This window comes from Selenomonas sp. oral taxon 137 str. F0430, assembly GCF_000183625.1.
Taxonomy (GTDB): Bacteria; Bacillota; Negativicutes; order Selenomonadales; family Selenomonadaceae; genus Centipeda; species Centipeda artemidis.
Window position 1 is genome coordinate 281,353 of sequence record NZ_AENV01000015.1, and the last position, 25,188, is coordinate 306,540.

Consider the following 25,188-nt stretch of genomic DNA (forward strand, 5'->3'; position numbering starts at 1 on the left):
ATTTTGCCTGTTTATCGGTTGGCGCGCGTAGATCGGAGGAGGGCACGGCACGCCGTGCCCCTACAAGGCGCGCATATGTCGTATCCCTTGCCCACGAAGTGCGGAGATATAGAATGCTATGCGCCAAAATCCCGCATCACACCTACTGCCGCTTGTCCGTATGCAATCCCCCCGTCATTCGGCGGTACGGTATGCGGCAGGAGGACGCGGTATTTGTCGCGGATGAAGAGGAGCAGCAGTTCCACGAGGAGTGCGTTCTGGAACACGCCGCCGGAGAGGGCGACGGTGCGAAGCCTGGTCTCGCGTGAAAGGCGGTCGAGGAGGTCGTAGGTCGCGGCGGCGAGCGTGACGTGGAAGTCGAGGGCGCGCCCGGCGCGCTCTTCGTCCGAGAGCTTCTCCGCCCCGTCCGCGAGTATCCGGAGCGTGGGTATGAAGTCGATCGTGAGCGGTGCGCCGCGCCCCGCATCACGCCCGTACGCTTCCGCCGGCGATATTCCCCGCAAACATGCTGCCGCCCCCGCATCACGCGCGCCCAAACCGTACACACCTCCCTCGTGCACCCGGTAGAGGAGTATCCGCGGCCGCCGCCGCGCCCTGCGCGCGCATTGCTCTAGCTCGATTGCCGCCCGGCCCTCGTATGTGTTCACATAGGTGATGCCGAGGAGCGCCGCCGCGGCGTCAAAGAGCCGCCCGACGCTCGATGTGAGCGGCGCATTGATGCCCGCCGCCGTCGCCTGCATGAGGAGCTGCCATCCGGATGGGAGCTGCGCGGCGAATGCGGGACAACGCGCCGCGAGCGCATCTCCATGCACGCCGTAGAGTACCCACAGCGCGAGCCGCCACGGCTCTTCGGCGGCTTTATCCCCGCCCGGCAGGGGCAGATACACAAAATGCCCAAGCCGCTCATAGCCCCTAAGATCAGCAACAAGGAACTCCCCGCCCCACGCGCGCCCGTCGTCCCCGTAGCCCGTGCCGTCAAACGCCGCGCCGAGGACGCGCTCCGTGCATCCGTGTTCGGCGAGTACCGCGGCGATATGCGCATGATGGTGCTGTACTCGGACGAGGGGGATGCCCTCCGCCGCCGCGCGCGCCGTAAGATACCGCGTCGATAAATAGTTCGGGTGCAGATCGGCGACAAGGAGCTGCGGGCGCACGTCGAACAGCCGCTCATAATGCGCGATCGTCCCCTCGTAGGACGCGCGCACCTTTGCATTCGTGAGGTCGCCGATGTGCTCGCTGAGGAAGGCTTCGCGCCCGCGCGTGAGGCAAAATGTGCTCTTGAGCTCCGCACCGCCCGCAAGCACCGAGATTTTTGAATCAAAAGGAAGCGCGACGGGTGTCGGCGCAAAGCCGCGGCTGCGGCGCAAAATCATACGCCCGCCCGCCGCCATCCGTACGACGGAGTCGTCCACGCGGTGCGCGATTTCGCGATTGTGCGTGAGGATCGCGTCGGCAATGCCCCGGAGTTCTCGCTCCGCCGCCGCGTCCTCGTAGAGGATCGGTTCGCCGCTCATGTTCGCGCTCGTCATGACCCAGAGGTCGCCCGGCGCGAGCAGGAGGAGGTGCACGGGCGCATAGGGGAGCATCACGCCGAGGTACGCGTTCCCCGGCGCGACGGACGGCGCGACGCCGCCGTCGGCATCCCCCGCGCCATCCGCAGCATCCGCCGCATCCCGCCGATGCCGCCGCAGGAGGACGATGGGCGCGACGGGCGATGTGAGCAGCCACTCCTCGTCCGCCGATACTTCGCACAGCTCCCGCACGGTCTCCGGTGATCCCGCCATCACGGCGAGCGCCTTGTCCTCGCGGTGTTTGCGTGCGCGCAGACGCGTGACCGCCGCTTCGCTCCGTGCATCGCAGACGAGATGATAGCCGCCGATGCCCTTCACCGCGACGATGCCGCCCGCGGCGACGATGCGCCGCGTCTCGGCGATCGCATCTCCGTCAAACGCCCCCGTCTCCGTCAGCAGGCGGTACGCGGGTCCGCAGTCCGCGCAGGCGTTCGGCTGCGCGTGAAATCTGCGGTCGGCGGGATCGTCATACTCCTCTTGGCACGCATCGCACATGCGGAACGCCGCCATCGTCGTGAGCGGACGGTCGTACGGCACGCCGCGGATGATGGAGTAGCGCGGGCCGCAGTTCGTACAGTTCGTAAAGGCGTAGCCGTGCCGACGATCGCGCGCGTCCATGGTCTCACGCCTGCAGTCGGCGCAGACGGCGAGATCGGGCGAGACGAGCGTGCGCGGCGCGTCCCCCTCAGGGCTTGGCAGGATGCGAAAATCCTGTGCTCCAACGGGGGGAATCTCGCGCACGGTCACTGCCGTCACGGACGCGGCGAGCGGCGCCTCGTCGCGCAGAGCCGCCGCGAACGCATCGAGCGACGCCGCCGCGCCCTCCGCCTCGATGCCGACGCCCGCGCTGTCATTGAGTACCCATCCGGTGAGCATATGACGCATAGCAAGCCGATAGACAAACGGGCGAAACCCGACCCCCTGCACGATCCCTGAGACACGAAAGGCGCGCCGCTCAGCGGCGCACCTCTCTCCGCTCTGCGCGGACAATCGTTCCTCCATCAGGCGATCCGCACACTGCACTGCATCCCGCGCGGAGACGGCACCGCGCCCCAACGCACGAGCTCCTCCACCGCGCGCGCGGCAAAGGACGGGAGCGCCGCCGCCATCTCGGGGCTGAGCGTGAGTCCCGCCGACAGCTCGTACGGCTGCATCCCGAGCACTACTACCTGCGGGATCGCGCGATCCGTAACGGCGAGCCACGCGAGCACGTCCTGAATGCCGATCTCGTGCGAGGAGAGCTTTTCCTGAAAATGCGCCATCACGGCGTCGTTCTCGAAGCGGTAGACTTTGCCAGGATGCCCGTCGCCCGAAATCGCGTCCAGAATGAGGAGACGCTGCGTCCCCGTGACGAAGTGCAGGAGCTCGGGGCCGAGCGTGCCGCCGTCGAGCAGACGCACCTCCTCGGGGAAGTTCCACCCCTCCTGCAGGTACTCCATCGCGCGCACGCCGAATCCCTCGTCGCGCAGGATGATGTTGCCGATGCCGAGCACTGTGATGGGCGCAACATCAACGAGCGATTCATAGTTCATCGTGCTCCCCCTTCCCTCTTTGCGGCGGCCGCCGCGCGCAGCCATGCAATCCAGTCCGCCATGCCCTCCTCCGTGCGTGCGGAGACGGGCAGAACGGCGATGCCCGGATGCAGCGCCTCGATGTCCCGCCGCGCCGCCGTCATGTCAAAATCGGTGTACGGCAGGAGATCGCATTTATTCAGCAGCGCCGCCGCAGACTCTTTGAAAATGAGCGGGTACTTGAGCGGTTTATCGTCGCCCTCCGTGACGGATAGGACAACCGCCTTTGCGTCCTCGCCGAGCGCGAACTCGGCGGGGCAGACGAGATTGCCGACGTTCTCGATGACGATGAGGTCGAGCGCGGTGAGATCGAGCTGCGCAAATGCCGCCGCGACCATCGCCGCGTCGAGATGACAGCCGCCGCTCGTGTTGATCTGCACGACGGGCGCGCCGCAACGCTCAATGCGCGCCGCGTCCTTATCCGTAAAGAGGTCGCCCTCGACGACCGCGATGCGGAGCTCTCCCGAAAGAGCGGCGAGTGTCCGCTCAAGCAGCGTTGTCTTGCCCGCCCCGGGCGAGCCGAGGAGGTTCAGCACGTAGATCCCATGCCGCGCGAGGAGCGCGGCGTTCTCCGCCGCCGCGTTCTCGTTGCGTCCGAGGATGTCCGCCTTCACGAGTACCTTCATCGTATCATTCCATCTCTATGTAGTCGACACGCATCTCGCGCCCGCCGGTGATCTCCATCCCGCCCCCGCAATCCGGACACAGGACGTTCTGCGGTCGTATATGCATCTCCCTGCCACAGTCATGACAGCGACCTGTGAGCGGCACGCGCTCCCATGTGAGCGCCGCCCCCGCCGCGATTGTCCCCCGTACGAGGGTGTCAAAAGCGAGGGAGAGCGACTCTGTCTCAACGCCCGCGAGTTCGCCGAGGACGAGATGTACCTCTGCAATACGGTGTGCATCATTCTGCCGTGCATAGTCCATCGCGATGTCGACGATGCCCTCGGCGATCGCCATTTCGTGCATTGCCGGATTACAGCTCCGCTGTGAGACCGTGCGCCTCGATCGTGCGCGCGATCTCCATCAGTTTCGTCTTTGCGGGGGCATAGTCCACCGTCGTCTCTCCGTCATGCACATGGATATGCACATAGAGGACGCCGGGGAGACCGAGCAGGGCGTTTTGCACCGCCGCCGCGTTCTCCTCCGTATAGCCCCGCACAAAAAACTGCACATGCGTTGTGCTCTCGGCGATCTCGCCGCAGCCGCAGTCTTTACACATGGGATCATTCTCCTTCAGCGCAGGGATCTGTACCTGGCGCTTTACATAATTGCGCATTTTGTACAATGCGCGTTCACAATCATACAGCCCAATCATTCAACGTCTCTTGCGTCCGCCGGGGTATGCCGGAGCAGCTTGCTGCCGGCGAACATACTCGAGACTTCCGCTTCTCCTTCCATAAACTCTGAACGTACGACCAAATAGAAATGCCCGATGGCAAAGAGGATGATGACCCACGCCATATAATGATGTACGACGTGCGCCATGTACTCGCCGCCGAGAATGCGGTTCACCCATCCGAACATGATGCCGCCGAGGGCGTTCGGCTCGGTCATATAGTACATCGCAAATCCCGTCAGCACCTCGACCGCGACCATGCCGTAGAGCCCCGCGTACGCGGCGCGTGCGAGCGGATTGCGCAGGAACGGCTTGTGCGAGAACTTGAGGAACATGTAGTGCCGCGCGACCTCGATGGCGTCGCGGTAGTACATGAGACTCCAAAAATGCGGGAAGAGCCGGTCGCCGCGGTTGATGATAAACCCGTACACGCGCCCGATGAAGCCCGCGCAGAACGCGAACGCCGCGACGAAGTGGATGTTGCGGATGAGGTTCATCAGGAGCGGCGAGTAGGTCGGCTCGGTAAAGAGCATCGTCGGCGGCTTCGTGATGAGCAGCCCCGTCACGGACAGCACGACGATGGCAGCGACCATCAGCCAGTGAAAGATGCGCAGGAAGGGACTAAAGAGGTAGTATTCCTTCCGTTCTTCTCGTTTCATAGCGCTTCCCCCTATTCGTCGATACGGAGACCCGCATAGGGGTCTGTGGTTACGACGCGGATCTTCTCCCCCTTTGCGTTGAAGAGATGCGTCGAGCACGCCATACACGGGTCGAACGAGCGCACCGCCTTGACGATCTCAAGCGGCTTGTCGGGGATCTTGACCACCGTGTCCATCATGGACGCTTCGAACGCGCCGTGTCCCTCCGCATCGTCGCGCGGGCAGGCATTCCACGTCGTCGGGACGACCGCCTGATAGTTCGCGACCTTGCCGTCCTTGATGACGACCCAATGACTGAGACCGCCGCGCGGAGCCTCGTAGAAACCGACGCCCTTCGCTTCCTTCGGCCACGAAGAGGGCTCCCACTTCTCGTTGTTGACAACGGTCGTGTCGCCGCTCTTGATATTCGCGACGAGCTTGTCAAAGAAATATTTGCTGATCTCGGCTTGGAGCTGTGCGTCCAGTGCGCGCGCCGCCGTGCGTCCGACGGTCGAGGGGAGCCACGCCTCGGGCGGCACGCCGAGTACCTTCGTCACGGCGTCGACCTGATCGACGATCATCTGCTCCGCCCATGTGAGCTGCCCAAGGAGCCCCTGTTTTGCCTTCGTATAGAGGACGATGTAGCGGGCGAGGGGGCCGACCTCGCAGAGCTTGCCGCGCCATTTCGGCGTCTTGAGCCAAGAGTATTTGCCCTGTTCGTTGAGCGCCTTCCACTCGGTCTTTGTGCCTTCCTTCGGCTCGGTGTAGTTCGGCTCCGTGACGCCCTCCCACGGATGGAGCGCGTTCTTGTCGCCATTCGGATATTTGTACCACGCGTGATCGACGCTCTCGGCGATGCCCGCGGGATCGGAGACATCCTCCATCGTGAACTCATGCACCTTTGCCTGCATGACGCCGCCCGCGAAGTCCTCGACGACGCCGTTGCAGCGCACGAGGAGGTTCTTGAAGAAATCGCCGTTCGTCGCGCCCGAGAAGGGTTCCTCGGGGAACATGCCGAACGCGAGGCAGCGCTTTTTCGCAAGTCCGCCGCCGTGTGTATAGCCCTGCTTGACGTACATCGCGCCGATGGCGAGCACATCCGGCAGATAGTAGTCGTTCATCATGTCCCGCGCCGCGTTGATGGAGCGGTCGACGATAGCGAGCCGCGCCGCATTGATCGGGGCGTTGCCGTCCTCCATGGAGATGGAGCAGGGCATCCCGCCGAGAACGTAGTGCGGGTGCGGGTTCTTGCCGCCGAAGACGACGTGCGGGATAACGAGATCCTTTTGCTTGTCGAGCATCTCGAGGTAATGCGAGATCGCCATGAGATGCACCTCGGGCGGCAGCATCTGAAAGTCCGGATGATCCCACCACTGTGCCGAGAAGATGCCGAGCTGTCCGCTCTCGACGATCTTTTGAATCTTTGCCTTGAGCGCGGCGTAGTAGGAGGGCGTCGCGACGGGCATATCGTGCGGGTACGCCTCGGTGTCGAGTCCCGCGGGGCCGCGGAAGGGCAGGCGGTAGGTATCGAGCACCGTATTCTGGAGCGCCGCCGTCGCTGCGGGGTCTGCCTTCAGCGCCTCGATGGGGCTGACCCAGTCGAGCGCGTGCAGGTGGTAAAAATGGATGATGTGATCCTGATGCCCGAGGCACGCGGCGATGATGTTGCGAATGTAATGCGCGTTCTTCGGGATCGTGATGCCGAACGCATCCTCCACGGCGCGCAGACAGCCGAGCGCATGGGACGACGTGCAGACGCCGCAGATGCGCTGGATATATGCCCACGCGTCGCGCGGGTCACGGTCGTGCATGACGAGCTCGAGCCCGCGCCATGCCGTGCCGGAAGAGATCGCATCCTGTACTTTCCCCGTTGCCTCGTCGACCTGAATCTCGACGCGCAGATGTCCCTCAATGCGGGTGATGGGGTCTACAACAACGTGTTTCATTCGTGCACCTCTTTCTCATGCGCGGCGAGTTCTTTCTCATGCATACGTTTCTGCACGAGACTTGCGCCCGCGTGCGCCGCAACGCCGACCGCAGTCGCCACGGCAAGACCTGCGCCGACCATGTCGACGTCGATGCCGTTATACTCCGGGAGACGGCGCGAGAACGGCGCCTGATCCCAGAAGTTCGCATTGCTGCACCCGATGCACGGCGCACCCGACTGGATCGGATACGACATGCCCTGGTACCAGCGGAGATTGCCGCAGGAGTTATAGGTCTCGGGGCCCCTGCAGCCGAGGTGATAGAGACACCAGCCCGCCTTTGCGCCCTCGTCGTCAAAGCGCTCGGCGAACATGCCCGCGTCGAAGAACGGGCGGCGGTAGCAGGTGTCGTGAATACGGTTGCCGTAGAACTGTTTCGGCCGTCCCTCCGCATCGAGCGGCGGCAGCGTGCCGAAGAGGGCGACGTGCATGAGAACGCCCGTCATGACCTCCGGGATCGGCGGGCAGCCGGGGACGGCGATGTAGGGTTTCGCTCCGATGAGCGAGCGGATGCCGCGCGACTCCGTGGGATTCGGCGCCGCCGCCTGAATACCGCCCGAGGTGGCGCAGGTGCCGTAGGCGACAACCGCCTTTGCGCCCGCGGCGACGCGTTTGAGCGTGTGCTCGAAGGAATGCCCGCCCGACATGCAGGTGTATGCATGTGTACCGACCGCAACGCCGCCCTCGACGGCGAGAATGTATTCGCCGTGATACTTCTCCATTGTCTTTTCGAGGTGCTCCTCGAACGGCGCGCCGCAGCCCGCGCTCAGCACATGGCTGTACTCGAGCGCAATGCAGTTCAGTATGAGGTCGGAGGCGAGCGGCGCCCCCGAGCGGATGAACGACTCGTCACAGCCCGTACACTCGTGGCCGTGCAGCCAAATGACGACCGGCAGCGGTTTGACCTCCGCCGCCTCAACGACCTTCGTGAGGTTGTCCGTGCTCAATCCCATGAGCGACGTCAGCGTGACGCAGGCTTTCAAAAAGCTGCGCCGGCTCATACCCTTCGCCAGGTATGCCTCCCATAGACTCTCCCTCTTGTCCACGCTCCTGCCTCCTAACAATAATACACAGGCGATTGCCTTTCGGCACGGATAATAAATTCTTCCTATGAAGATTTTTTATTATTATACACCCGACGGGGCGAAAAAGATATATAATTCGCCCTCTTCCTCCAATCATTTTTATCTGCGCCAATCCCAACTTTATATATAAAAAGGGGACCGCCTCCCGTGCCAAATGCACGACAAACAATCCCTCTGCATCCTGCGCGGCTGCTCATTCCGCACGGTAAGATCGCAAGCAGGTCTTGCGGCAGCGGTTATTCGTCGTTTCCTTTTCGATACGGGAAGGCGCGCGCATTTCTGCGCGTACCCGGTGCGCGCGGGGCGGAAGTCCCCCGGCGCAGGCGCAATATCATAGGCGAAGCCCTTAGATATTTTTGCTCGGAAACGCGGGACGATAGTAATTCTCTATCTGCCCCATAGTTATTTAATGATAGCTTCATACTATCAGGATTCACGCCCGCTGTCAATAATCTACGCGAATACTACGGTAAAATTTTATTTATTGTTTGAATTTCAGCCTGTGCGCGAGTTTTTTCACCGTATCGCGCTCCTTCTCCGCCATGGTGTCCGGGCGGATCTCTGCCGGCTCACCGTCGCGTGCGCTGTCGGCGAGTACCTTTTCGTCCGCGCCGACGGCAATCACCGCGTAGGTGCTGACCGTATTTTTCTTGAGATCCATGACCCGCCGCTGGAGTGTGTAGCGCAGCTCTTTGTAGTCCTCGTCGTGCATGGCGTCCGCGAACTGCGCACGCCCGAACTCGTTGTAGAGGATGAGCTGCCAGTAGGAAATAGTGCCGTCTTTATTCCGGTGCATTTTGCCGCGGTCAACGAACCACCCGCGCCGCTCGTCGCCCTCAACGAAGACCCAGTGCCCCTCTGCAAGTGTGGGCGCTTTGAGATGGGGATTTACTTCGTAGATCTTATCGATCAGCTTTTCGATCTCCGCGGTCACCTCGTCCACGGCGGCATTGATCTCATCCTCATCTTCCGTATCCGCCGTCCTGTCTGCGGCCATGGCGCTCTGCCATGCGTCCTTATCGCCGACATACGCATACCCCACCGGGCGGTCGTCTTTCGTGGGCGGGGCATCCGTTTCGTGTGCGGCATCGGCGCGCGCACCATGCTCATCGGATGATACAGTGCTTTTTTCCTCTGTGCTGTCTTGGCCGCTTTCCTTGCCATCCTGTTTGACGCGGGTATCCTGCGGTTCCTCAACTTCGCCGCCGAGTTCGTCCATCTCCTCGGCGAGCTTCTTATCCTCGCTTGCGGGAGCGTCGTTCTTCGCCTCGTCTGCAGATGTTTCCTCCGCTGTGTTCACCGTGTGGCTCTCCGATTTCTCCGCTGCGATACCGCAAACGGGGAGGAGTAAAATCCCTGCAGCGAGAAGATATGCGAACGATTTTGTTTGCATGACAAGATTCCTTTCTCTCTATCCCTCTATCAAAGGTACGGTGCCGGGTTCACGGGCTGTCCGTTCAGGCGCACCTCATAGTGCAGGTGCGGCCCGGTGGAATGCCCTGTCGAGCCGACATAGGCGATGATCTGACCGCGGCGCACCTGTTCGCCCGCCGTAACGGCAACCGCCGAGGCGTGCCCGTAGCGGGTCATGACACCATTTCCATGATCGATATCAACCATGTTGCCGTAGCCGCTCCCGCTCCACCCGGCGGCAGTGACGACGCCGTCGGCAGTCGCCGTGATGGGTGTGCCGGTGTCGGCGGCAATATCGATGCCCTGATGGAACTCCGCTCCGCCAAAACGCAGACCGTAGGGCGAGCTGATGAAGCCGTCCGTCGGCCATCCGGTCGGGGTCGTGACGGGCGCTGTGCCGCCAAGGCCAGACGCTCCCGGGTAGTTCTTCTGCACGATGCCGCTGAGTTCATCGAGCGATGCACGGCGCACGCCGATATGCCGCTCGAGCGCCGCGAGTGCCTCGCTGAGGTCGTCCGTTGTCGCACTGTGGGGCACCCCGCCCGTAGGCGCGGCGTCTCCGACCTGCGGATTGTCGTCCTCAGGCTGCGTCTCAGGGGCGCCGACGATGGCGCGCAGTCCGTCCTCCGTGCGGCGGAGCTTGCCCAGCTCCTCTTCGAGCGCGGCAGCTTTTTTCGACACCGTGAGGATCTGCTCCTGCTGTATGCGGTTCGCCTCGCGCAGCTGTGCCGTCTCCGCCTCATGACGGTAAGAGTGCATGAGCGTGTAGACTGAGAGCGCGGATGCGCCGATGAGTACGGCAAGTCCCGCGCCCGCCCCGACGGCAAGCATCCGCACAGCGCGCAGGGAGAGATGTACCGAGCGCGTCACATCGCTCTCTGTGTCAAAGAGCCGGAGTGTAAAGCGTTTTCCCACAGCTTCTGTGGATGTGGGAGGAACGGTAATGTGATTTGTGCTGTTGTTTATGCTGTTATCTTCGTTGTTGTTTATGTTGTTTGTGTTATTATCCATGTTATTTCCCATGTTATCGGTGGATTCTTATCGCCGATATTGAATGAATACTCCTCTATGCAGGCGTTCATATTTTTCGTTCCTCTATCCTACTCTGCACAAATGAAAACCTGCTGAGTTTTCAGCAGGTCGTTATTCGTAATGTCCTTTGCACGACAAAAGTTCTATAAAGTCGTTTGTGATGCGATAGACGAGCCGATTCTGCTCGTCAATGCGTCCGGATCGATCAATTCATGAGGGATACCTTTGCCGGCATTGAGCTGTGAGATTCCTCGCCGAAGATGGCTCATATTGCTCTCTGAGCAGAACACGTCTGAAATTCTCTCTGCTGATTCTGCATCGCAAAGTTCTACGTTCTCATGCGACATATCGTTACTCCTACTACAAGGTTTTGTATTTAATCGCGGCTCAGGGTATCTTTCTCGCTGCTTCGCAACGGAAAATACGCTGTTTCTTCGGTTCGGGGGCATATTCTTGTCGCTGCGCAAACGGCGTGCGCGTCACGCCCGATGATAAAAGATACTGCGCCGCACCGCCGGGCAGTACCGCGGCGCGGCGACATCTGTACGGAACGAAAATGTCGGAGCACGCCGCCCCCTATGGGGGTAAAAGCTCCGCGACCGCGAATACGCCCCCTCACCGTGCGATAGAAAACGGCGATACACCTCATACGGCAATCAACGGCACACCGTACATCCGCTTATATAGCGGAAAGATATACGTTCCATGCCGCCCCCCATAGGGGCACGGCGTGCCGTGCCCTGTATCGATATATGGCGGCGTAACGTATCGCTTGATTATGAGGTCATACGCGTATGGCGTTACCTTTGGGCGGCGAACGGTGTGCGCTCTCGTGACGCTTAGCATCACCCGAAGGGGCGGGGCGGCGCGGATAGATGCGAGATACGAGGATGTGAGAACGCCGCCATACGGCTCTCGGAGCAGTGCGAGCTAGAGCCGTGGCGGCGTACTTTCTAGGTATCATGCATGGACTGCCGTCCCGTTTACGCTGCGGAACGAAGTGCACACCTGAGCCGCGAAGGAAAACCTAAGATGCCAAAATCCCGCATCATACCTTTCCTATCGATACGCGCGCGTCAATCGCTAGAGGGCACGGCACGCCGTGCCCCTACAATGCGCGCATACATTGACACGACATCCCACGATGTTAAAAAACATGAAACAGCTAGGCGCGAAAATCCCGCGTCACGTCCTACGACAGCCCGTAAAGTAAGTGACATGCAAGCTTGGATGTATAGCTAGGCATGAGGAGAATCCAAGCGAAGGCGTAGTTCAAAGCTACGTCGAGTGCAGTATTCGACGAATAACGACGCTAGACGCCAAGATCGCATGGCACGCCTCACGCCTTACCAGCGGATAGGCAGCGCCTGCCCCATTGCCTCCTTTAATACGCCTTGCTCCTCATCCGTCAGCGCATAATCGGATGTTCCCCCCTTGATGGGTTTGATATAACTGCGTGAATCGTCGCGGGCAAAGATGCTGGAAAAAATGATGCCGTCGTTGTTCGCGTCAAGCATAGCGACCGCATAGCTGAGGTCGCCGCCCATGTCCTCAAACGCACGGAAGCGCACAGAGGCAGTACGGACAAGGGTGCGGCGCAGGAATTGGCGGATGAGTTCATTTTCCTCAAGGAGGCGTGCATTGGTCGCGGCGACCGTCTCGACCTCCCTGACATGCTTGATGAGCATACTCTCCAGATCCTCAACCTCCGTGCCGCGCATCATTTCGCGGTAACGGCTGCGCATCCCTGAGATTCGTATCATTTGATAGAGAACAAGGATTAACAACACTACAATGAGAATCATGGAGGCGAGCAAGAGCGTCGCTTCATGCGCTCCAATATAATTCACAAGATTTTGCAGAAACACTTCTTTCTTCCCTTCTTTGGTTCTTCGCTCAGATGGTGAAATTCTGCGCGGAAACGGCACGCAGCGCCGCGCGCTTATCCTCCTTCGCTGCCCCGTCCGCAGCCGTGAGGAGTCCGAGGAGCCGTTCGAGGTCGTCCGCGGAGAAATAGCTGATCTCGAGCTTCCCTTTGCCCTCTTCGCGCCCTGCCCGGATCGAGACTTTCGTCCCAAGGCTGCGTGTCAAACGTTCCTCTGCCTCGCGAACGAAGATATCGGGAGCGGAGCGCTGCGCGGGTGCCGCAGACGTTTTTTTGAGGGCATTCGGGTCTTTGATAAGCCGCTTGACGAGCGCTTCGACGCCGCGCGCGGTGAGCTCATGCTCTTGGATGTATTCGGCGGCTTCGCTCTGGAGCGTCTTGCTCTCAAGGGCGAGGAGGGGGCGTACCTGCCCGGTCGTGAGGACACCGTTCGCGAGAAATGCCTGTACGGATGCGGCCAGGCGCAAAAGGCGGACGCTGTTGGCGATCGCCGATCGGCTGCGTGCGACGCGGCGGGCAAGCTGTTCCTGAGAGAGTTTGAACTCGCCGAGGAGGCGCTCGTAGGCACGCGCTTCTTCGATGGGGTTCAGATCCTCGCGTTGGAGGTTCTCGATGAGCGCCATCTCGGCGAGCTCGGCATCCGCCGCAATGCGAAATACGGCGGGGATTTCCGTGAGCCCCGCGAGCTTTGCCGCACGCAGGCGGCGCTCGCCTGCAATGAGTTCGTACGTGCCGCCGCCGATATCGCGAACGATGAGGGGCTGTAGGATGCCGTGCTGCGCGATGGATTCCCGCAGTTCCTCAAGAGCGCCCTCATCGAATTCGCGGCGCGGCTGGAACCGGTTCGGCTGTATACGGTCTATGGAAAGAAGCGCCGGGGTTCCGGCACTGCCTGCGGAATGCGGAGGCACCGCCCCTGCGGTTTTCACAGAACTTCCTTTTCCTTTGGCGGCGGATGACGCCGTTTTCTTCGCCCCGGTTTTTTTGCACCCGCAGGAGCGGGAGATGCGGTGCCCTCCGGCGCTAGGATATTTTTCCCGAGTCCGAGCGCACCGAGTCCGCGTCCGAGTCCACTTTTATTTTTCTTCACGCTGCATCACCTCCCTCGCAAGTGCTATATACATCTCCGCGCCGCGCGACGTGATATCGTAGGACGTAATGGGCTGTCCGAACGACGGTGCCTCGGAAAGGCGGACATTGCGCGGAATGAGCGTCTCATAGAGGGCGGCGCCAAAGACGCCGCGCACCTCCTCGACGACCTGCACGGCGATGCGCGTGCGCCCGTCGTACATGGTCATGACGACGCCCTGCACGGTGAGTGCGGGATTTGCGCTCTCCTGCACGAGCCCGATGGTGTTCATGAGCTGTGCAACGCCCTCGAGTGCGTAGAACTCACACTGGATGGGGATGAGAACGGCATGTGCCGCGGTGAGTGCATTGAGCGTTAAAAATCCAAGTGAGGGCGGGCAGTCGATGAAGATGTAGTCGTAATCCCGCTCGACCCCGGTGAGGGCATCGCGCAGTCGCGTCTCGCGCCGCTCAAGATCTGCGAGCTCAACCTCGGCGCCCGCGAGCTCGACGTTCGCGGGAACGATGTCCACACCGTAGTCCGATGCGATGCGCACATCGGCAAGCCGCGCCCCCGCGATGAGCACTTCGTAGGTGGTCGCGGTCAGCGTATTTTTTCGATGCCGAATCCGCTGGTTGCGTTGCCCTGCGGGTCGATATCGACGAGCAAAACGCGGCGTTTTGCGCGCGCAATTGCAGCGGCGAGATTCACCGCCGTCGTTGTTTTGCCGACGCCGCCCTTTTGACTTGCAATCGCGATGATATGTGCCACGGGATCATCCTTTCCGCATCTTTTCTTTGTATCCCCCGGTTAGAACAGCACCTTTGCGAGGCGGAGGTATTCGGGGTCGAGTTTCTTCTTGTTATTGACGGCATCGTAGAGGTTCACCGAGACGACATGCCCCTTGCTGTAGCCAAACACGACGCCGGAGAGTCCGGAGATGAGGGCGAGCGCCGCCTGCTCGCCGAGCTGGCTCGCGCGCACGCGGTCGATGACGGACGGGGCGCCGCCGCGCTGGATATGACCGAGTACGGAGACACGCGTCTCGATATCGGTGTGCTGCGCAATGTAGTCGCAGATGTCCTGTCCCTTTGCGGCACCCTCGGCAACAACGATGAGGATGTAGCGCTTTCCCTTTTCGTAGGCGACGGCGAGATTTTCAGTGATCTCGGCGATGTCAAACTCCTCCTCGGGAACGAGGATGTATTCCGCGCCGCCGGAGATGCCCGCAACGAGAGCAAGCCAGCCGCAGTTGCGCCCCATGACCTCGAGGACAATGACGCGGCGATGCGCCGAGGCGGTGTCGCGCAGCTTGTTGATGGCATCAATGATCGTGTTCGCCGCCGTATCGCAGCCGATCGTGTAGTCCATGCCCCAGACATCGTTGTCGATCGTTCCCGGCAGCCCGACGATGGGGAAGCCATACTCCTCGGAGAGGAGCTGTGCACCGCGCAGCGACCCGTCTCCGCCGATGACGCAAAGTCCCTCGATACCGCGCTTAATGAGGTTTTCATGTCCGAGACGCCGCCCCTCGGGGGTCTGCCAGCGTTTGCACCGTGCAGTGCCAAGAAACGTGCCGCCGCGCTGGATAATATCACCGACATCCTTAGACTCGAGCTCGCGCAGATCCTCTTCGAGCAGCCCGTGATAGCCGTCGTTGATGCCCCACACCCGGACTCCCTCGTAAAGCGCCGTCCGTGCCACGGCACGTGCCGCAGCGTTCATGCCGGGGCTGTCCCCCCCGCTTGTCATGATGGCAATACTCTTTAACATGACCGTTCCTCCCCTGCCCATTTGTAAAATGCGTGCAGACGCCCGCATCCATTTTCCTAAACTCCCTTCATCATATCACAAATGGCAAAAAAAATCCCCTGTTTTTTCAAGGGGATGGGGGGAGATTGTTTCACGTGAAACAAAAATTTATTTGGTTTTTAGAGCGGCTCAGGGTATCTTTCTCCACGCTCCGCAAACGATGCGGCAGAACAATATCGCTATATAGTTCATTCCGCCGCACAGTCCTTTGGACTGCAAAGCGGCGTTCTGACAAATCACTGTCTAGGATCACTACGAGCCGCATCGCCCTTCGGGTTTCATGCTGCGCGTTGTCGATAAGATACCCCGTTCGCCGCATGATACATTACATAATAATCGATATGTGTGTGTTTCATGTGAAACAATTGGGGAAGGGCGTTAAATAGCGCAATTTATTTTTGTAATGACGATAGAGACGACGGATATTTCCCCTGCACGTTGTGTACGACATGATGTGATGCGTCCTGTATCGATATACGGCGGCATAACGTATCGCACGTTATTTGTTGTCATACGCGCGTGGTTACCTATGGGCGGCGAACGGTGTGCTCTCTCGTGACGCTTAGCATCACCCGAAGGGCGGGGCGGCACGAATAGATGTAAGATGTGGGAATGTGAGAACGCTGTCATACGGCTCTCGGAGCTGTGCGACCTAGAGCCGTGGCAGCGTGCTTTCTAGGCATCATAAATGGACTGCCGTCCCGTTTGCGCTGCGGAACGAAGGGCGCACCTGAGCCGCGAGGTAAAATCAAAAAGTACGATGCGCCAAAATCCCGCGTCACGTCTCTCCTATACAGGAATCCTAAGTGGGACGTCAGCTTTGATGCATAGCGAGGAACGAGAAGGACGCGAGGGCAGGCGTAGATGAAACCTACGTCAACCGACGCGTCCGACGATGTGACAAAGCTAGGCGCAAAGATCACGTTCCACGTCTCAGGGTTCGCGGGCGAGATCGCGAAACCTCGTATACTCCTTCTGAAAATACATTTTTATCGTATCGGTTGCGCCGTTGCGGTGCTTTGCGATGCTGAGCTCGGTGATATTGGCGTTCTCGGTGTCTTGGTTGTAGTAGTCCTCACGATAGAGGAACATGACGATATCCGCATCCTGCTCGATGGAGCCGGATTCGCGCAGGTCAGAGAGCATGGGACGTTTATCCGACCGTCCTTCGGTGGCACGTGAGAGCTGCGAGAGGACGACAATCGGCACGTTCAGCTCGCGTGCGAGAATCTTCAATGAGCGTGTCATCTCGGCAACAGCAAGCGTGCGGTTCTCCACGCGCCCCGGTGCCTGAATGAGCTGGAGGTAATCGATGGCGATGAGGTCGAGCCCATGTTCCGCCTTGAGCCGGCGCGCACGTGAGCGAATGTCCATAACTGTCGTGCTGCTGGTATCGTCGAAATAAAGGTGCGTCTTCATCATGCGATCCGCCACCTTTACAAGACGCTCCCACTCCACCTCGTCGAGCTCGCCGCGCGCGAGATGGGTCGCGTCAATTTGTCCTTCGGCACAGAAAATACGGTGCATGAGCTGTTCACGCGGCATCTCAAGGGAGAAAAATGCGACGGTTTTCCCCTGCAGTGCGGCATGGGTGGCGACATTCAGGACGAATGCGGTTTTTCCCATCGCAGGGCGCGCCGCAACGATGATGAGGTCAGAGGGCTGCAAGCCGCGTGTCACGCTGTCAAGCGAGGCGAGTCCTGTCGGGAGACCCGTGATACCGCCCTTTGACTCCGAGAGCTCACTGATGCGCTCCACAGCGTCAAAGACGACGCGCTCTGCAGGCGTAAACTCTGCGGTGTTCTGCCCGCTGCTGATGGCAAAGATCTTGCGTTCTGCGTCGCTGAGCTGCTGCCTAATCTCGTCGCTGCCCTCATATGCCGCGCCTGCAATCTCTGTGCTGACGTCGATGAGACTGCGCAAAATCGATTTCTCCTTGACGATTTTGGCGTAGTGTTCGAGATTTGCCGTGCTGGGGACAGCATTCGTCAGGTTGGCAAGGAAAGAGATACCGCCGACCTGATCCAAATGTCCCGCCTTTTTCAGTGCCTCGGTCACGGTCACGATATCCACGGGTTCGCCCGCGCGCACGAGCCCCTCCATCGCGGAGAAGGCTGCGCGGTGCGCCTGGCGGTAGAAGTCCTCTGCACGCAGGAGCTCGAGCGCCTGCGTCGCAGCGTTTGCCTTGAGCATCATCGCACCGAGGACGGAGAGTTCCGCCTCGATACTCTGGGGGGGGATGCGTCCTTCCTGCATTACTCGACTCCTTTCAGCTTGATTTTTATATTCTTCATGCGCTCTTTTCCTCCGGCACAGGTGCTTTCCATGCGTCATTCGCAAAGAGTACGTCAAACGCCTCCTCCGCATGTTTCAGGCGGCGGATATCCAGCCCAAGATGTTCCTCGGGGATGTCCTTCTCGTTCTCCCACGGGATGATGAGCGTTGTGATCCCCGCCTGCCGCGCGCCGTATGCCTTCTCAAAGACGCCGCCCACGGGTTTGATCTCCCCTTGCAGAGAGATCTCGCCCGTCACCGCCACGTCCTGACGGATCGGCGCACCCGTCACCGCACTGACGATCGCCGTCAGAATCGCTGTGCCTGCGCTGGGACCGTCGATGTTTCCGCCGCCGATTACGTTTACATGGATGTCGTAGTCGTGGAGGTCACGCCCCGTCAATCGGCGCATCACAGCTGCCGCGTTGAACACAGAGTCCTTTGCCATGCTGCCCGCCGTCTCGTTGAAGCGCACCGTTCCTTTCCCCTTCTCCGCAGCAGGAAACGCCACTGCCTCGATCTCAATAATTGATCCAAGGAAACCCGCAACGCCAAGCCCAAAGACTCGCCCCACCGCAGGCGTATCGGACGCCTTCTTGCGCCCGAACGGATACAGGCGGCTCACCTGAACTACCTCATAGATATCATCCTTCGTCACAACTACGCTGAGCGCTCGCAGAGCTTCACTATTCCCCCCGATTGTTTCACGTGAAACAGCCCCGCCGGACACTATCGTGTCGGGAACAGCATCCGCCGCATCCGATTTTAAGCCCTGCTTACTATCTCCTTCGTCCTCTATTGTTTCACGTGAAACAGTCTCTCCGGATTCCGGCTCGGCGGAAGTAGCGTCCGGCGCAGCCGGTTTTAAGCCCCGCTTACTTTCATTCTCTCCCTCGATTGTTTCATGTGAAACGCCCCCACCAGACACTTGCGTGCCGCGAGCGGTATCCGATGCACCGAATTTTAAGCCATGCGTACTTTCTCTCTCGCCCCCGATTGTTTCACGTGAAACAGTTCCGCCGAATTCCGGCTTGGCGGGAGCGGTGTCCGGCGCAGCCATTTTTAAGCCCTGCTTACTTTTTTCCTCTTCCCCGATTGTTTCACGTGAAACATTTTCATCGGATAGTTTCGTGCCGCGAGCGGTATCCGACGCGGCGCCCTTAGGAATGCCTCCTCCGGGCGCAAGTCGGATACCCGAGCGGTCTTCAAGTCCATCCGCAGCATTTGTTTCACGTGAAACAATCTCCTCTATCTCGGGGTCGGTGAGCCGATTCACCGCGAGACTATAGGCGTCCGCGAGAATGTTGATCGCCTTGCGCCCCTCGATCGTGTACTCGCTGATCAGCTCCGCAACGCCTTCGCCGAGCGTCACATGCAGCCGCCGCGCCGCATTCTCCACGATCCGCAGAATATGCGCGGGCGTCAGCGGCTCGAAGTAGATCTCCGCACAGCGCGACCTGAGCGCAGGGTTGATATGATCCGCATCCCGCGTTGTCGCTCCGATCAGCACGAAGTCCGCGGGCGCACCTTCCTCAAACAGCTTCTTGATATAGGGCGGCACGCGCTTATCGTCAGGATCGTAATATGCCGACTCAAAATACGCGCGTTTGTCCTCGAGTACCTTAAGCAGCTTGTTTTGCAGCATCTCGTCCATCTCGCCGATCTCGTCGATAAAGAGGATGCCGCCGTGCGCTTCCGTGACGAGCCCCGGCTTTGGCTCGGGGACGCCGCTGTCCGCAAGGCTCTTCTGTGCCCCCTGATAAATGGGGTCATGCACCGAGCCGAGCAGGGGATTCGTCATATCGCGCGGATCCCAGCGCAGCGTCGTCCCGTCCGTCTCCACAAACGGCGCGCTCTCCCCAAAGGGAGAGACGGCGCGTTTTTTCGCCGCCTCGAGCACAAGGCGAGCCGCTGTCGTTTTCCCGACGCCCGGCGGTCCGTAGAGCAGGAGGTGCTGCGGGTAGGGCGAGCTGAGCTTTGCCATGAGCGACCTCACGGCGCGCTCCTGCCCAATGATCTCGTCAAAGTTCTGCGGGCGCAGGAGTTCCATCACCGACTGTGTGAGCCGGATATTCTCGAGGGCTTCGAGGTCTTCGCGCTTTTTCTTATCATGCGGCGACTCCGCACCGGGACTCTCCTCGGAGATGACCTGACGGCGGATGTCCTCGACGTACTCCTCGTGATCCTGTTCGAGTTTTTCCGTAACCTTGCGCTCGATGCGATCCTCAAGATCCCGGCGCACGCGAATGCGCGCGATCTCCTCCGTCATGCGGACAAGGATCTCCGGGATCTCCGTCTCGGACGGCGGCGGCGCGAGCATCGGATCCTCTTCGAGGATGCGCATGAGGGCGAGAACGCGCTCGCGGCGATTCTCCGAGCGCATGAGCGCCATTGCGTTCATCTTACCCGCCTGTATGACGAGGTTTTCCGTCCCCATCATATCTGCGAGCATACGAAAGATAGCGGCAATCTCGATGTCGAGCGCCGTCTCCCCCGTGGGAGCGGGCAGGACATCGGATGTGCCGCCGTGACTGCCAAACAAATCCTTAAAAAACGACATAGACTATTCCTTACGAACGTGAATCTTGATCGTCGTGGCGATGCTCGGATGCACCTTCACGACTGCCTCGTAAATGCCCTCGCCCGTCACTTCGCCGCGGATCGCAATCTTGCGGCGGTCGACGTCGATGTTCTGCTTCTTCAGCGCCTCGGCGACGTCTTTCCCCGTCACCGCTCCGAAGAGCCGCCCGTTCTCGCCGATGCGCACGGGGATGTCCACCGTGACCTTTTCGAGCTGCGCCGCCATCAGCCGCGCCTCGTCCTCCGCCATGGCGTCCTTGCGCGCCTTTGCCCCTGCCTGTGCCTTTGCCACGTTCACGTTCTCCGCGCTCGCGGGCAGCGCCAGTTTCTTCGGCAGGAGGAAATTGCGGCCATAGCCGTCCGCAACCTCCACGATCTCGCCCTTTTTCCCGATATTTTTAACGTCAGCCTGTAGTATCACTTTCACTGCGGTCACTCTCCTCTATATATTTCCTTGCCTGTTCAATGACGGCGGCGCGCACCTCGCGCAGCGGGACGTTCTTCACCTGTGCGCCCGCGACGTTCGCGTGGCCGCCTCCGCCGAACTGCTCCATAATCACCTGCACGTTCATATCGCCTGAGGCACGCGCGCTGATGCCGACCGTGTCGGCGGTCATTTGGAACACATAGATGCTCATGCGCACCCCGTCCACGCGCAGCATCCCGTCCGCAGCCTGCGAGGCGATGATCTGTCCGTTCTGAATCTGCTCGGGGATGCTGCCGACGATGAGCCCGCCGGGGAAAAACTCCGCCGTCGCCTTCGCGCGTGCGAGCGCGACCGTCGTCTCGTAGTCGCTCTGAAAGAGGCTGCGCACGAGCACGGGATCCGCCCCCGCGCGGCGCAGGTACGCCGCTGCGTCGAATGTGCGGATGCCGGTGTTCACGTTGAAATTCTTCGTATCGACGACGATTCCCGAGTAGAGCGCCGTTGCCTCGAACTTCGTCGGGCGGATGTTCTCGCCGAAATACATGAGCAGTTCCGTCACCAGCTCGCTCGCCGAGCTCGAAGCGGTCTCGATGTAAACGAGCAGGGGATTTTTGACAAAATGCTCACTGCGGCGGTGGTGGTCAATGACGACCACCTTCGGGATGCGCTCGAGCAGCGACGGATCCGCGAGAATGTGGGGGATATGCGCGTCAACCACGACGAGAAGCGCCGACGCGGACGCGACGCTCGCGATGTCCCCCGCACGGACAAAGACGTCCGCATAGGACTCGTCCTTGCGCAGGACGTCTTCGAACCGGTCGATGCCCTCGTTCATATCACTGAGGACAATGTGCGCCTTTTTCCCGAGCGCGCGTGCCATGCACAGCGTACCCATCGCCGCGCCGAAGCAGTCATAGTCCTCGTTGTGATGTCCCATGATATATACTTCGTCCGCGCCCTCCATGATGTCGCGCAGGGCGTGTGCCACAACGCGCGCCTTCACCCGCGTGTGTTTTTCAACCGCCTTTGCCTTTCCGCCAAAGAACTGCGTCTTGCCGCCGATATCGAGCGCGACCTGATCGCCGCCGCGCCCGAGCGCGAGGTCGAGTTTCGCTTCCGCCTCCTCGCCGAGGGTCTTGAGCGACTGATCCGTCGAGAGAGAGAGACCGATCGAAAGCGTCACGGGCAGGCCCTTCGTATTTGTCAGTTTGCGCACCTGATCGAGGATGTCAAATTTCTCCGAGATCGCGTGATCGAGCGCCGCCCGGTCAAGCAGTGCGACAAACTCGCCGTCCGAGATGCTGCGTATGAACCCGCCGAGTCCCTCCATCCATGCGTCGAGACGTTCGCGCACGGCGAGCAGCAGCAGCGAGCGCTCCGCCTCCGTCTGCCCCTGCATGATCTCGTCGAAATTGTCGATCTGGATGTAGAGGAGGGCAGTGCGGCTCGCGTGGAACCGCATCTCGAGGTTCGCCTGCTCCGTCTCGTCCTCTACGTAGAACGCCATCAGCGGGTCGTGCTGTGCAGGCGTCGGCAGCGGGCGATGATAGACGCGATACGTCCGTCCTTCGTGCGTAAAACGGTACTCGCCCTCCATCCCCCAAAGGGGCTCGATCACGAGTTCCTGCCAAAAATCCGCCACGGCAGTTCCTTGCTCCGGCGGGGGCGTCCCGAGATAGTCGCCAAGCTGACGATTGCACCACTCGAGATGACCATCCTTGCTCACAACGAGGATCGCCTGTGGCAGTCGATCCACCGCATAGTTCATTACCTCGTTTACATTACGGATAATGCCCATACAGTAGCGTTCAAATCGCCGCTCTCTGTCATGACAACGTTCCCACGCGAACGCGGCAAGGGCAGCCCACAAAACGAGCGCCGCCATTCCGACATAGGTATTGTAACAAAACGTCACGAGCGCAAGCGCAAGCATGACGATCAAATGAATCGTCAAATCGATCCACGCGGATAAATTCCGCGGCATAGAATCACCTTCTTCCAAAACGTGAGAAGTGCATCCTCACCGTTTCGCATTCCCCCGGGCGGGGTATTATTGCAAGTTTATATCTAATATATGGTTATTGTATATTTTGTTTATCGATACCGAGTTTTTTCCGATAGTCATAGACCATGTCAAACAACCCCGTCCACGAGACGACCTGTGTCACGAGCCCGTTGATCGCCACGAACACATAGAGCAGCGTGCGGACAAAGGGCGCAACCTCAAAGCGCATCATCATAAAGTGCATCAGCGAGAGCCCTTGGATAAGTCCCGCAAAAAAAGAGATGAGATACGCGTTGAGCGCCGCCTCGTACAGCAGCGTCATGTCTCTTGTAGAGCCCCAGTACAGCCCCACAATAGCAAATCCGAAGAGATATGGGAAGAACACCGGAAACCGCCACATCGTAAACGGCGGCAGTGCACGGGATGCAATGCCCATGCGCCGCAGCACCCGCTGCAGGATTGTCAGCGAGAGAGCCGCCTCTGCGAGCGCGCTCACGACGAGGAGTGACGGCAGCATCTGTACGAAGAGCGTCAGCATTTGCTCGCCCGCCGCACGCAGCTGCGTGATCTCCGTCTCCGCGATGCCGAGCGAGCGATAGATCTCGATCGTCCGGTCGAGTGCCGCCGTCATATCCGCCGCGTCGATCATCAGCGGATTGAGCCCAAAGAGCGCGAACATCAGCGCCGCGCCCATGACCTTGCCGCCGAGCGACGCCGCCGCCCCCGCAAAGAGAGTCTGCACCGCCGAACGATCACGCCGCACGAGCGCCCCGAGCACGAGCCCCGTCGGCGCGAACGCGAGCACGAAGAACGCGCCCATCACAGGCGTCGCAAAGAGCATCAGGAGGAGAAGAGACGCGGCTGTCATCAGCACGCCCCATTTGAGCCCAACGCGTACGACCACAAGCGCCACAAACACCGGCCAGAGCAGCCCCAGCACCATCGTCAGCATGGGCAGATAGATCGCCGCGAGCGCATAGACCACCGCCGCGGCCGTCATCACCCCCGCCGTCGCGGCAGGGCGCGCACCTTGCTCGTTCATCCCGTATCCTTTCCGCGGCGTGCCGCCCGTCATTTCCATCCCATAAAATACGTTCCTATTATAGCAGGTTTTTAGCATACTGTCACGAAAACACATAACAGAAACAGGCGTTATGACACAGTGATACGCCAAAATCCCGCGTCACGTCAATATGCCTGCCATACGGAGGAGGTACTGTGCATTCGTCGTCCTGCATCTTCCCTCGCGGATCTTGAAATCAAAGAGAATCTTATCTCCCTCGTAGTGCTCCTCAAAGTGTGCATTCCTGATCGGAATGCCTTCCTTGCCAAGGTCGCACAGCTCAAAGTCGTGCGTCGTGACGATCGTGATTGCGTGCGGCAGCGTCAGGCGGCGGATCGCCTCGCGCGCGCCGACGATGCGGTCGGCGGAGTTCGTCCCGCGGAATATTTCGTCAATCAGGATAAGCATGGGGCGCCCCTTGCGGCTGTATGCCATCATCTTTTTGATGCGCAGGAGCTCGGCGTAGAACGTCGAGATGCCGCCCGCGAGATCGTCTTGAATCTGTATTGAGGTGTAAACCGCCATCGGCGTCAGCGCAAAGGATTTTGCACATACAGGTGCGCCTGCGTATGCCAGCACCATGTTAGAACCCAGCACACGCATATACGTTGTCTTGCCCGACATATTCGAACCCGTGATGACGAGCGTCCCCGCCGATAGATCCGCATCGTTCGGCGTGCCCGCCTCCTCGGTGAGCACAAGCGGCATCGCGCCCTTTGCAACAAGACGCGGCGACGCATCGTCGAGGAAGGTCGGGAACGCGTGCACTTCGCGCGTGTGCCCGATCATCGCGAGCGAGAGCAAGACCTCCATCTCCGCCCACACCTCAAGCCAAGCGGGCGCCGCCGCCCCCGCACGACTGCGCCACCGTGCAAAATATGCGCGGCAGTGGAAATCCCACAAAAACAGCGCATTTGCGAGGACGAAAAAGACAAAGTTCCGACGCATCGCCACGCCGTCCGCAAGCCGCGTCAGGCTGCTCTGCGCCCGCGTCGCACGCATGGGCGTTGAGAGCGGGGCAAGCGTCTCGCGCAGGGCATCCCCGCGCAGCGGCGCACGCTCGAGCGCACGAAAGATATTCCCGTAGAGCCGCAGCTCCTGCGCCATCCGTCCGAGCGGCGCGAGCACGCGCTGTGTACGCGGGTAAAAGGCGAGTGCGAGCGCTATATTGATCGACCAGATCGTAAGAGGCAGCCCCCACGTACCACCGCCGAGCAGCGCCCATAGGAATGCGGTGCATCCCGCGAGCGAGAAGACTGCACCAACCGCACAGTAAAGCCGCGGCGAGATGGAGACCTGCTGCGCGAGCTCCCGCACGAGCGCACGCGTGTCGTGCCCATCCGGCAGCCGCGCCCCGCGCGCCGTGAGCTCGAGGCAGAGCAGGGGATGCGCCAGCAGCTCCGCCACCGCCGCCTGCCGCCGCCGCGTCCGCCCAAGAT

Annotated in this window: 21 protein-coding genes, 1 pseudogene and 1 riboswitch; all 22 genes and pseudogenes read right to left on the reverse strand. The window is 60.4% G+C overall.

Features of this window, described 5'->3' with window-relative positions:
- Nucleotides 1-116: 116 nt before the first annotated feature.
- Nucleotides 117-2,573, reverse strand: a complete 2,457-nt coding sequence (hypF, locus tag HMPREF9162_RS11580) for a carbamoyltransferase HypF (RefSeq protein ID WP_037350718.1) — start codon at nucleotides 2,571-2,573, stop codon at nucleotides 117-119.
- Entirely contained in the window at nucleotides 2,573-3,103 is a 531-nt protein-coding gene (locus HMPREF9162_RS11585; protein ID WP_037350687.1) for a HyaD/HybD family hydrogenase maturation endopeptidase, read from the reverse strand. Before HMPREF9162_RS11585 ends, hypF begins: the two co-directional genes overlap by 1 nt.
- A complete protein-coding gene (gene hypB, locus HMPREF9162_RS11590) occupies nucleotides 3,100-3,768 on the reverse strand; it encodes a hydrogenase nickel incorporation protein HypB (protein ID WP_009439305.1) in 669 nt (222 codons plus the stop codon). Before hypB ends, HMPREF9162_RS11585 begins: the two co-directional genes overlap by 4 nt.
- Nucleotides 3,769-3,772: 4 nt before the next feature.
- On the reverse strand, nucleotides 3,773-4,111 hold the full coding sequence (gene hypA, locus HMPREF9162_RS11595) for a hydrogenase maturation nickel metallochaperone HypA (RefSeq protein WP_009439336.1): 339 nt from the start codon (nucleotides 4,109-4,111) through the stop codon (nucleotides 3,773-3,775).
- Nucleotides 4,112-4,118: 7 nt separating this feature from the next.
- Complete coding sequence (locus tag HMPREF9162_RS11600) at nucleotides 4,119-4,364, reverse strand: heavy-metal-associated domain-containing protein (protein WP_009439398.1); 246 nt, start codon at nucleotides 4,362-4,364, stop codon at nucleotides 4,119-4,121.
- Between the two features lie 92 nt (nucleotides 4,365-4,456).
- On the reverse strand, nucleotides 4,457-5,140 hold the full coding sequence (gene cybH, locus HMPREF9162_RS11605; RefSeq protein WP_009439463.1) for a Ni/Fe-hydrogenase, b-type cytochrome subunit: 684 nt from the start codon (nucleotides 5,138-5,140) through the stop codon (nucleotides 4,457-4,459).
- Between the two features lie 11 nt (nucleotides 5,141-5,151).
- Complete coding sequence (locus HMPREF9162_RS11610) at nucleotides 5,152-7,065, reverse strand: nickel-dependent hydrogenase large subunit (protein ID WP_009439508.1); 1,914 nt, start codon at nucleotides 7,063-7,065, stop codon at nucleotides 5,152-5,154.
- On the reverse strand, nucleotides 7,062-8,150 hold the full coding sequence (locus HMPREF9162_RS11615) for a hydrogenase small subunit (protein WP_009439344.1): 1,089 nt from the start codon (nucleotides 8,148-8,150) through the stop codon (nucleotides 7,062-7,064). The genes HMPREF9162_RS11610 and HMPREF9162_RS11615 overlap by 4 nt, the downstream gene beginning before the upstream one ends.
- 274 nt (nucleotides 8,151-8,424) lie before the next feature.
- A riboswitch (molybdenum cofactor riboswitch) is annotated at nucleotides 8,425-8,567 on the reverse strand.
- A 103-nt stretch (nucleotides 8,568-8,670) separates the two neighbouring features.
- A complete protein-coding gene (locus HMPREF9162_RS11620; RefSeq protein WP_009439427.1) occupies nucleotides 8,671-9,582 on the reverse strand; it encodes a hypothetical protein in 912 nt (303 codons plus the stop codon).
- A gap of 29 nt (nucleotides 9,583-9,611) precedes the next feature.
- Entirely contained in the window at nucleotides 9,612-10,517 is a 906-nt protein-coding gene (locus HMPREF9162_RS11625; RefSeq protein WP_009439327.1) for a M23 family metallopeptidase, read from the reverse strand.
- Nucleotides 10,518-10,745: 228 nt separating this feature from the next.
- On the reverse strand, nucleotides 10,746-10,844 hold the full coding sequence (locus HMPREF9162_RS12975) for a type II toxin-antitoxin system YoeB family toxin (RefSeq protein ID WP_081453789.1): 99 nt from the start codon (nucleotides 10,842-10,844) through the stop codon (nucleotides 10,746-10,748).
- A 1,136-nt stretch (nucleotides 10,845-11,980) separates the two neighbouring features.
- A complete protein-coding gene (locus tag HMPREF9162_RS11630) occupies nucleotides 11,981-12,502 on the reverse strand; it encodes a DUF4446 family protein (RefSeq protein WP_009350810.1) in 522 nt (173 codons plus the stop codon).
- Between the two features lie 28 nt (nucleotides 12,503-12,530).
- Nucleotides 12,531-13,448 (reverse strand): ParB/RepB/Spo0J family partition protein, encoded by a 918-nt coding sequence (locus HMPREF9162_RS11635; RefSeq protein WP_009439300.1) that lies wholly within the window; start codon nucleotides 13,446-13,448, stop codon nucleotides 12,531-12,533.
- Nucleotides 13,445-13,609: a hypothetical protein gene (locus HMPREF9162_RS12555; RefSeq protein ID WP_009439449.1), complete on the reverse strand. Its 165-nt coding sequence runs from the start codon at nucleotides 13,607-13,609 to the stop codon at nucleotides 13,445-13,447. The genes HMPREF9162_RS11635 and HMPREF9162_RS12555 overlap by 4 nt, the downstream gene beginning before the upstream one ends.
- A pseudogene (locus tag HMPREF9162_RS11640) lies at nucleotides 13,596-14,359 on the reverse strand (ParA family protein). The gene HMPREF9162_RS12555 and the pseudogene HMPREF9162_RS11640 overlap by 14 nt, the downstream one beginning before the upstream one ends.
- Before the next feature lie 39 nt (nucleotides 14,360-14,398).
- The gene (gene pfkA, locus HMPREF9162_RS11645; RefSeq protein WP_009439524.1) at nucleotides 14,399-15,361 is read right to left on the reverse strand and encodes a 6-phosphofructokinase; all 963 of its coding nucleotides are present in this window, start codon (nucleotides 15,359-15,361) and stop codon (nucleotides 14,399-14,401) included.
- A 972-nt stretch (nucleotides 15,362-16,333) separates the two neighbouring features.
- Nucleotides 16,334-17,656: a replicative DNA helicase gene (gene dnaB / locus HMPREF9162_RS11650; RefSeq protein ID WP_009439478.1), complete on the reverse strand. Its 1,323-nt coding sequence runs from the start codon at nucleotides 17,654-17,656 to the stop codon at nucleotides 16,334-16,336.
- Between the two features lie 34 nt (nucleotides 17,657-17,690).
- Complete coding sequence (locus HMPREF9162_RS11655) at nucleotides 17,691-20,234, reverse strand: S16 family serine protease (protein WP_009439387.1); 2,544 nt, start codon at nucleotides 20,232-20,234, stop codon at nucleotides 17,691-17,693.
- Nucleotides 20,235-20,237: 3 nt separating this feature from the next.
- On the reverse strand, nucleotides 20,238-20,681 hold the full coding sequence (gene rplI / locus HMPREF9162_RS11660; protein WP_009439470.1) for a 50S ribosomal protein L9: 444 nt from the start codon (nucleotides 20,679-20,681) through the stop codon (nucleotides 20,238-20,240).
- Complete coding sequence (locus HMPREF9162_RS11665; protein WP_009439531.1) at nucleotides 20,659-22,665, reverse strand: DHH family phosphoesterase; 2,007 nt, start codon at nucleotides 22,663-22,665, stop codon at nucleotides 20,659-20,661. Before HMPREF9162_RS11665 ends, rplI begins: the two co-directional genes overlap by 23 nt.
- Nucleotides 22,666-22,759: 94 nt before the next feature.
- Nucleotides 22,760-23,767: a YybS family protein gene (locus HMPREF9162_RS11670; protein WP_009439314.1), complete on the reverse strand. Its 1,008-nt coding sequence runs from the start codon at nucleotides 23,765-23,767 to the stop codon at nucleotides 22,760-22,762.
- 102 nt (nucleotides 23,768-23,869) lie between these two features.
- The coding region (locus HMPREF9162_RS11675) for a MutS domain V protein (RefSeq protein ID WP_009439409.1) at nucleotides 23,870-25,188 on the reverse strand (1,319 nt) is incomplete at its 5' end.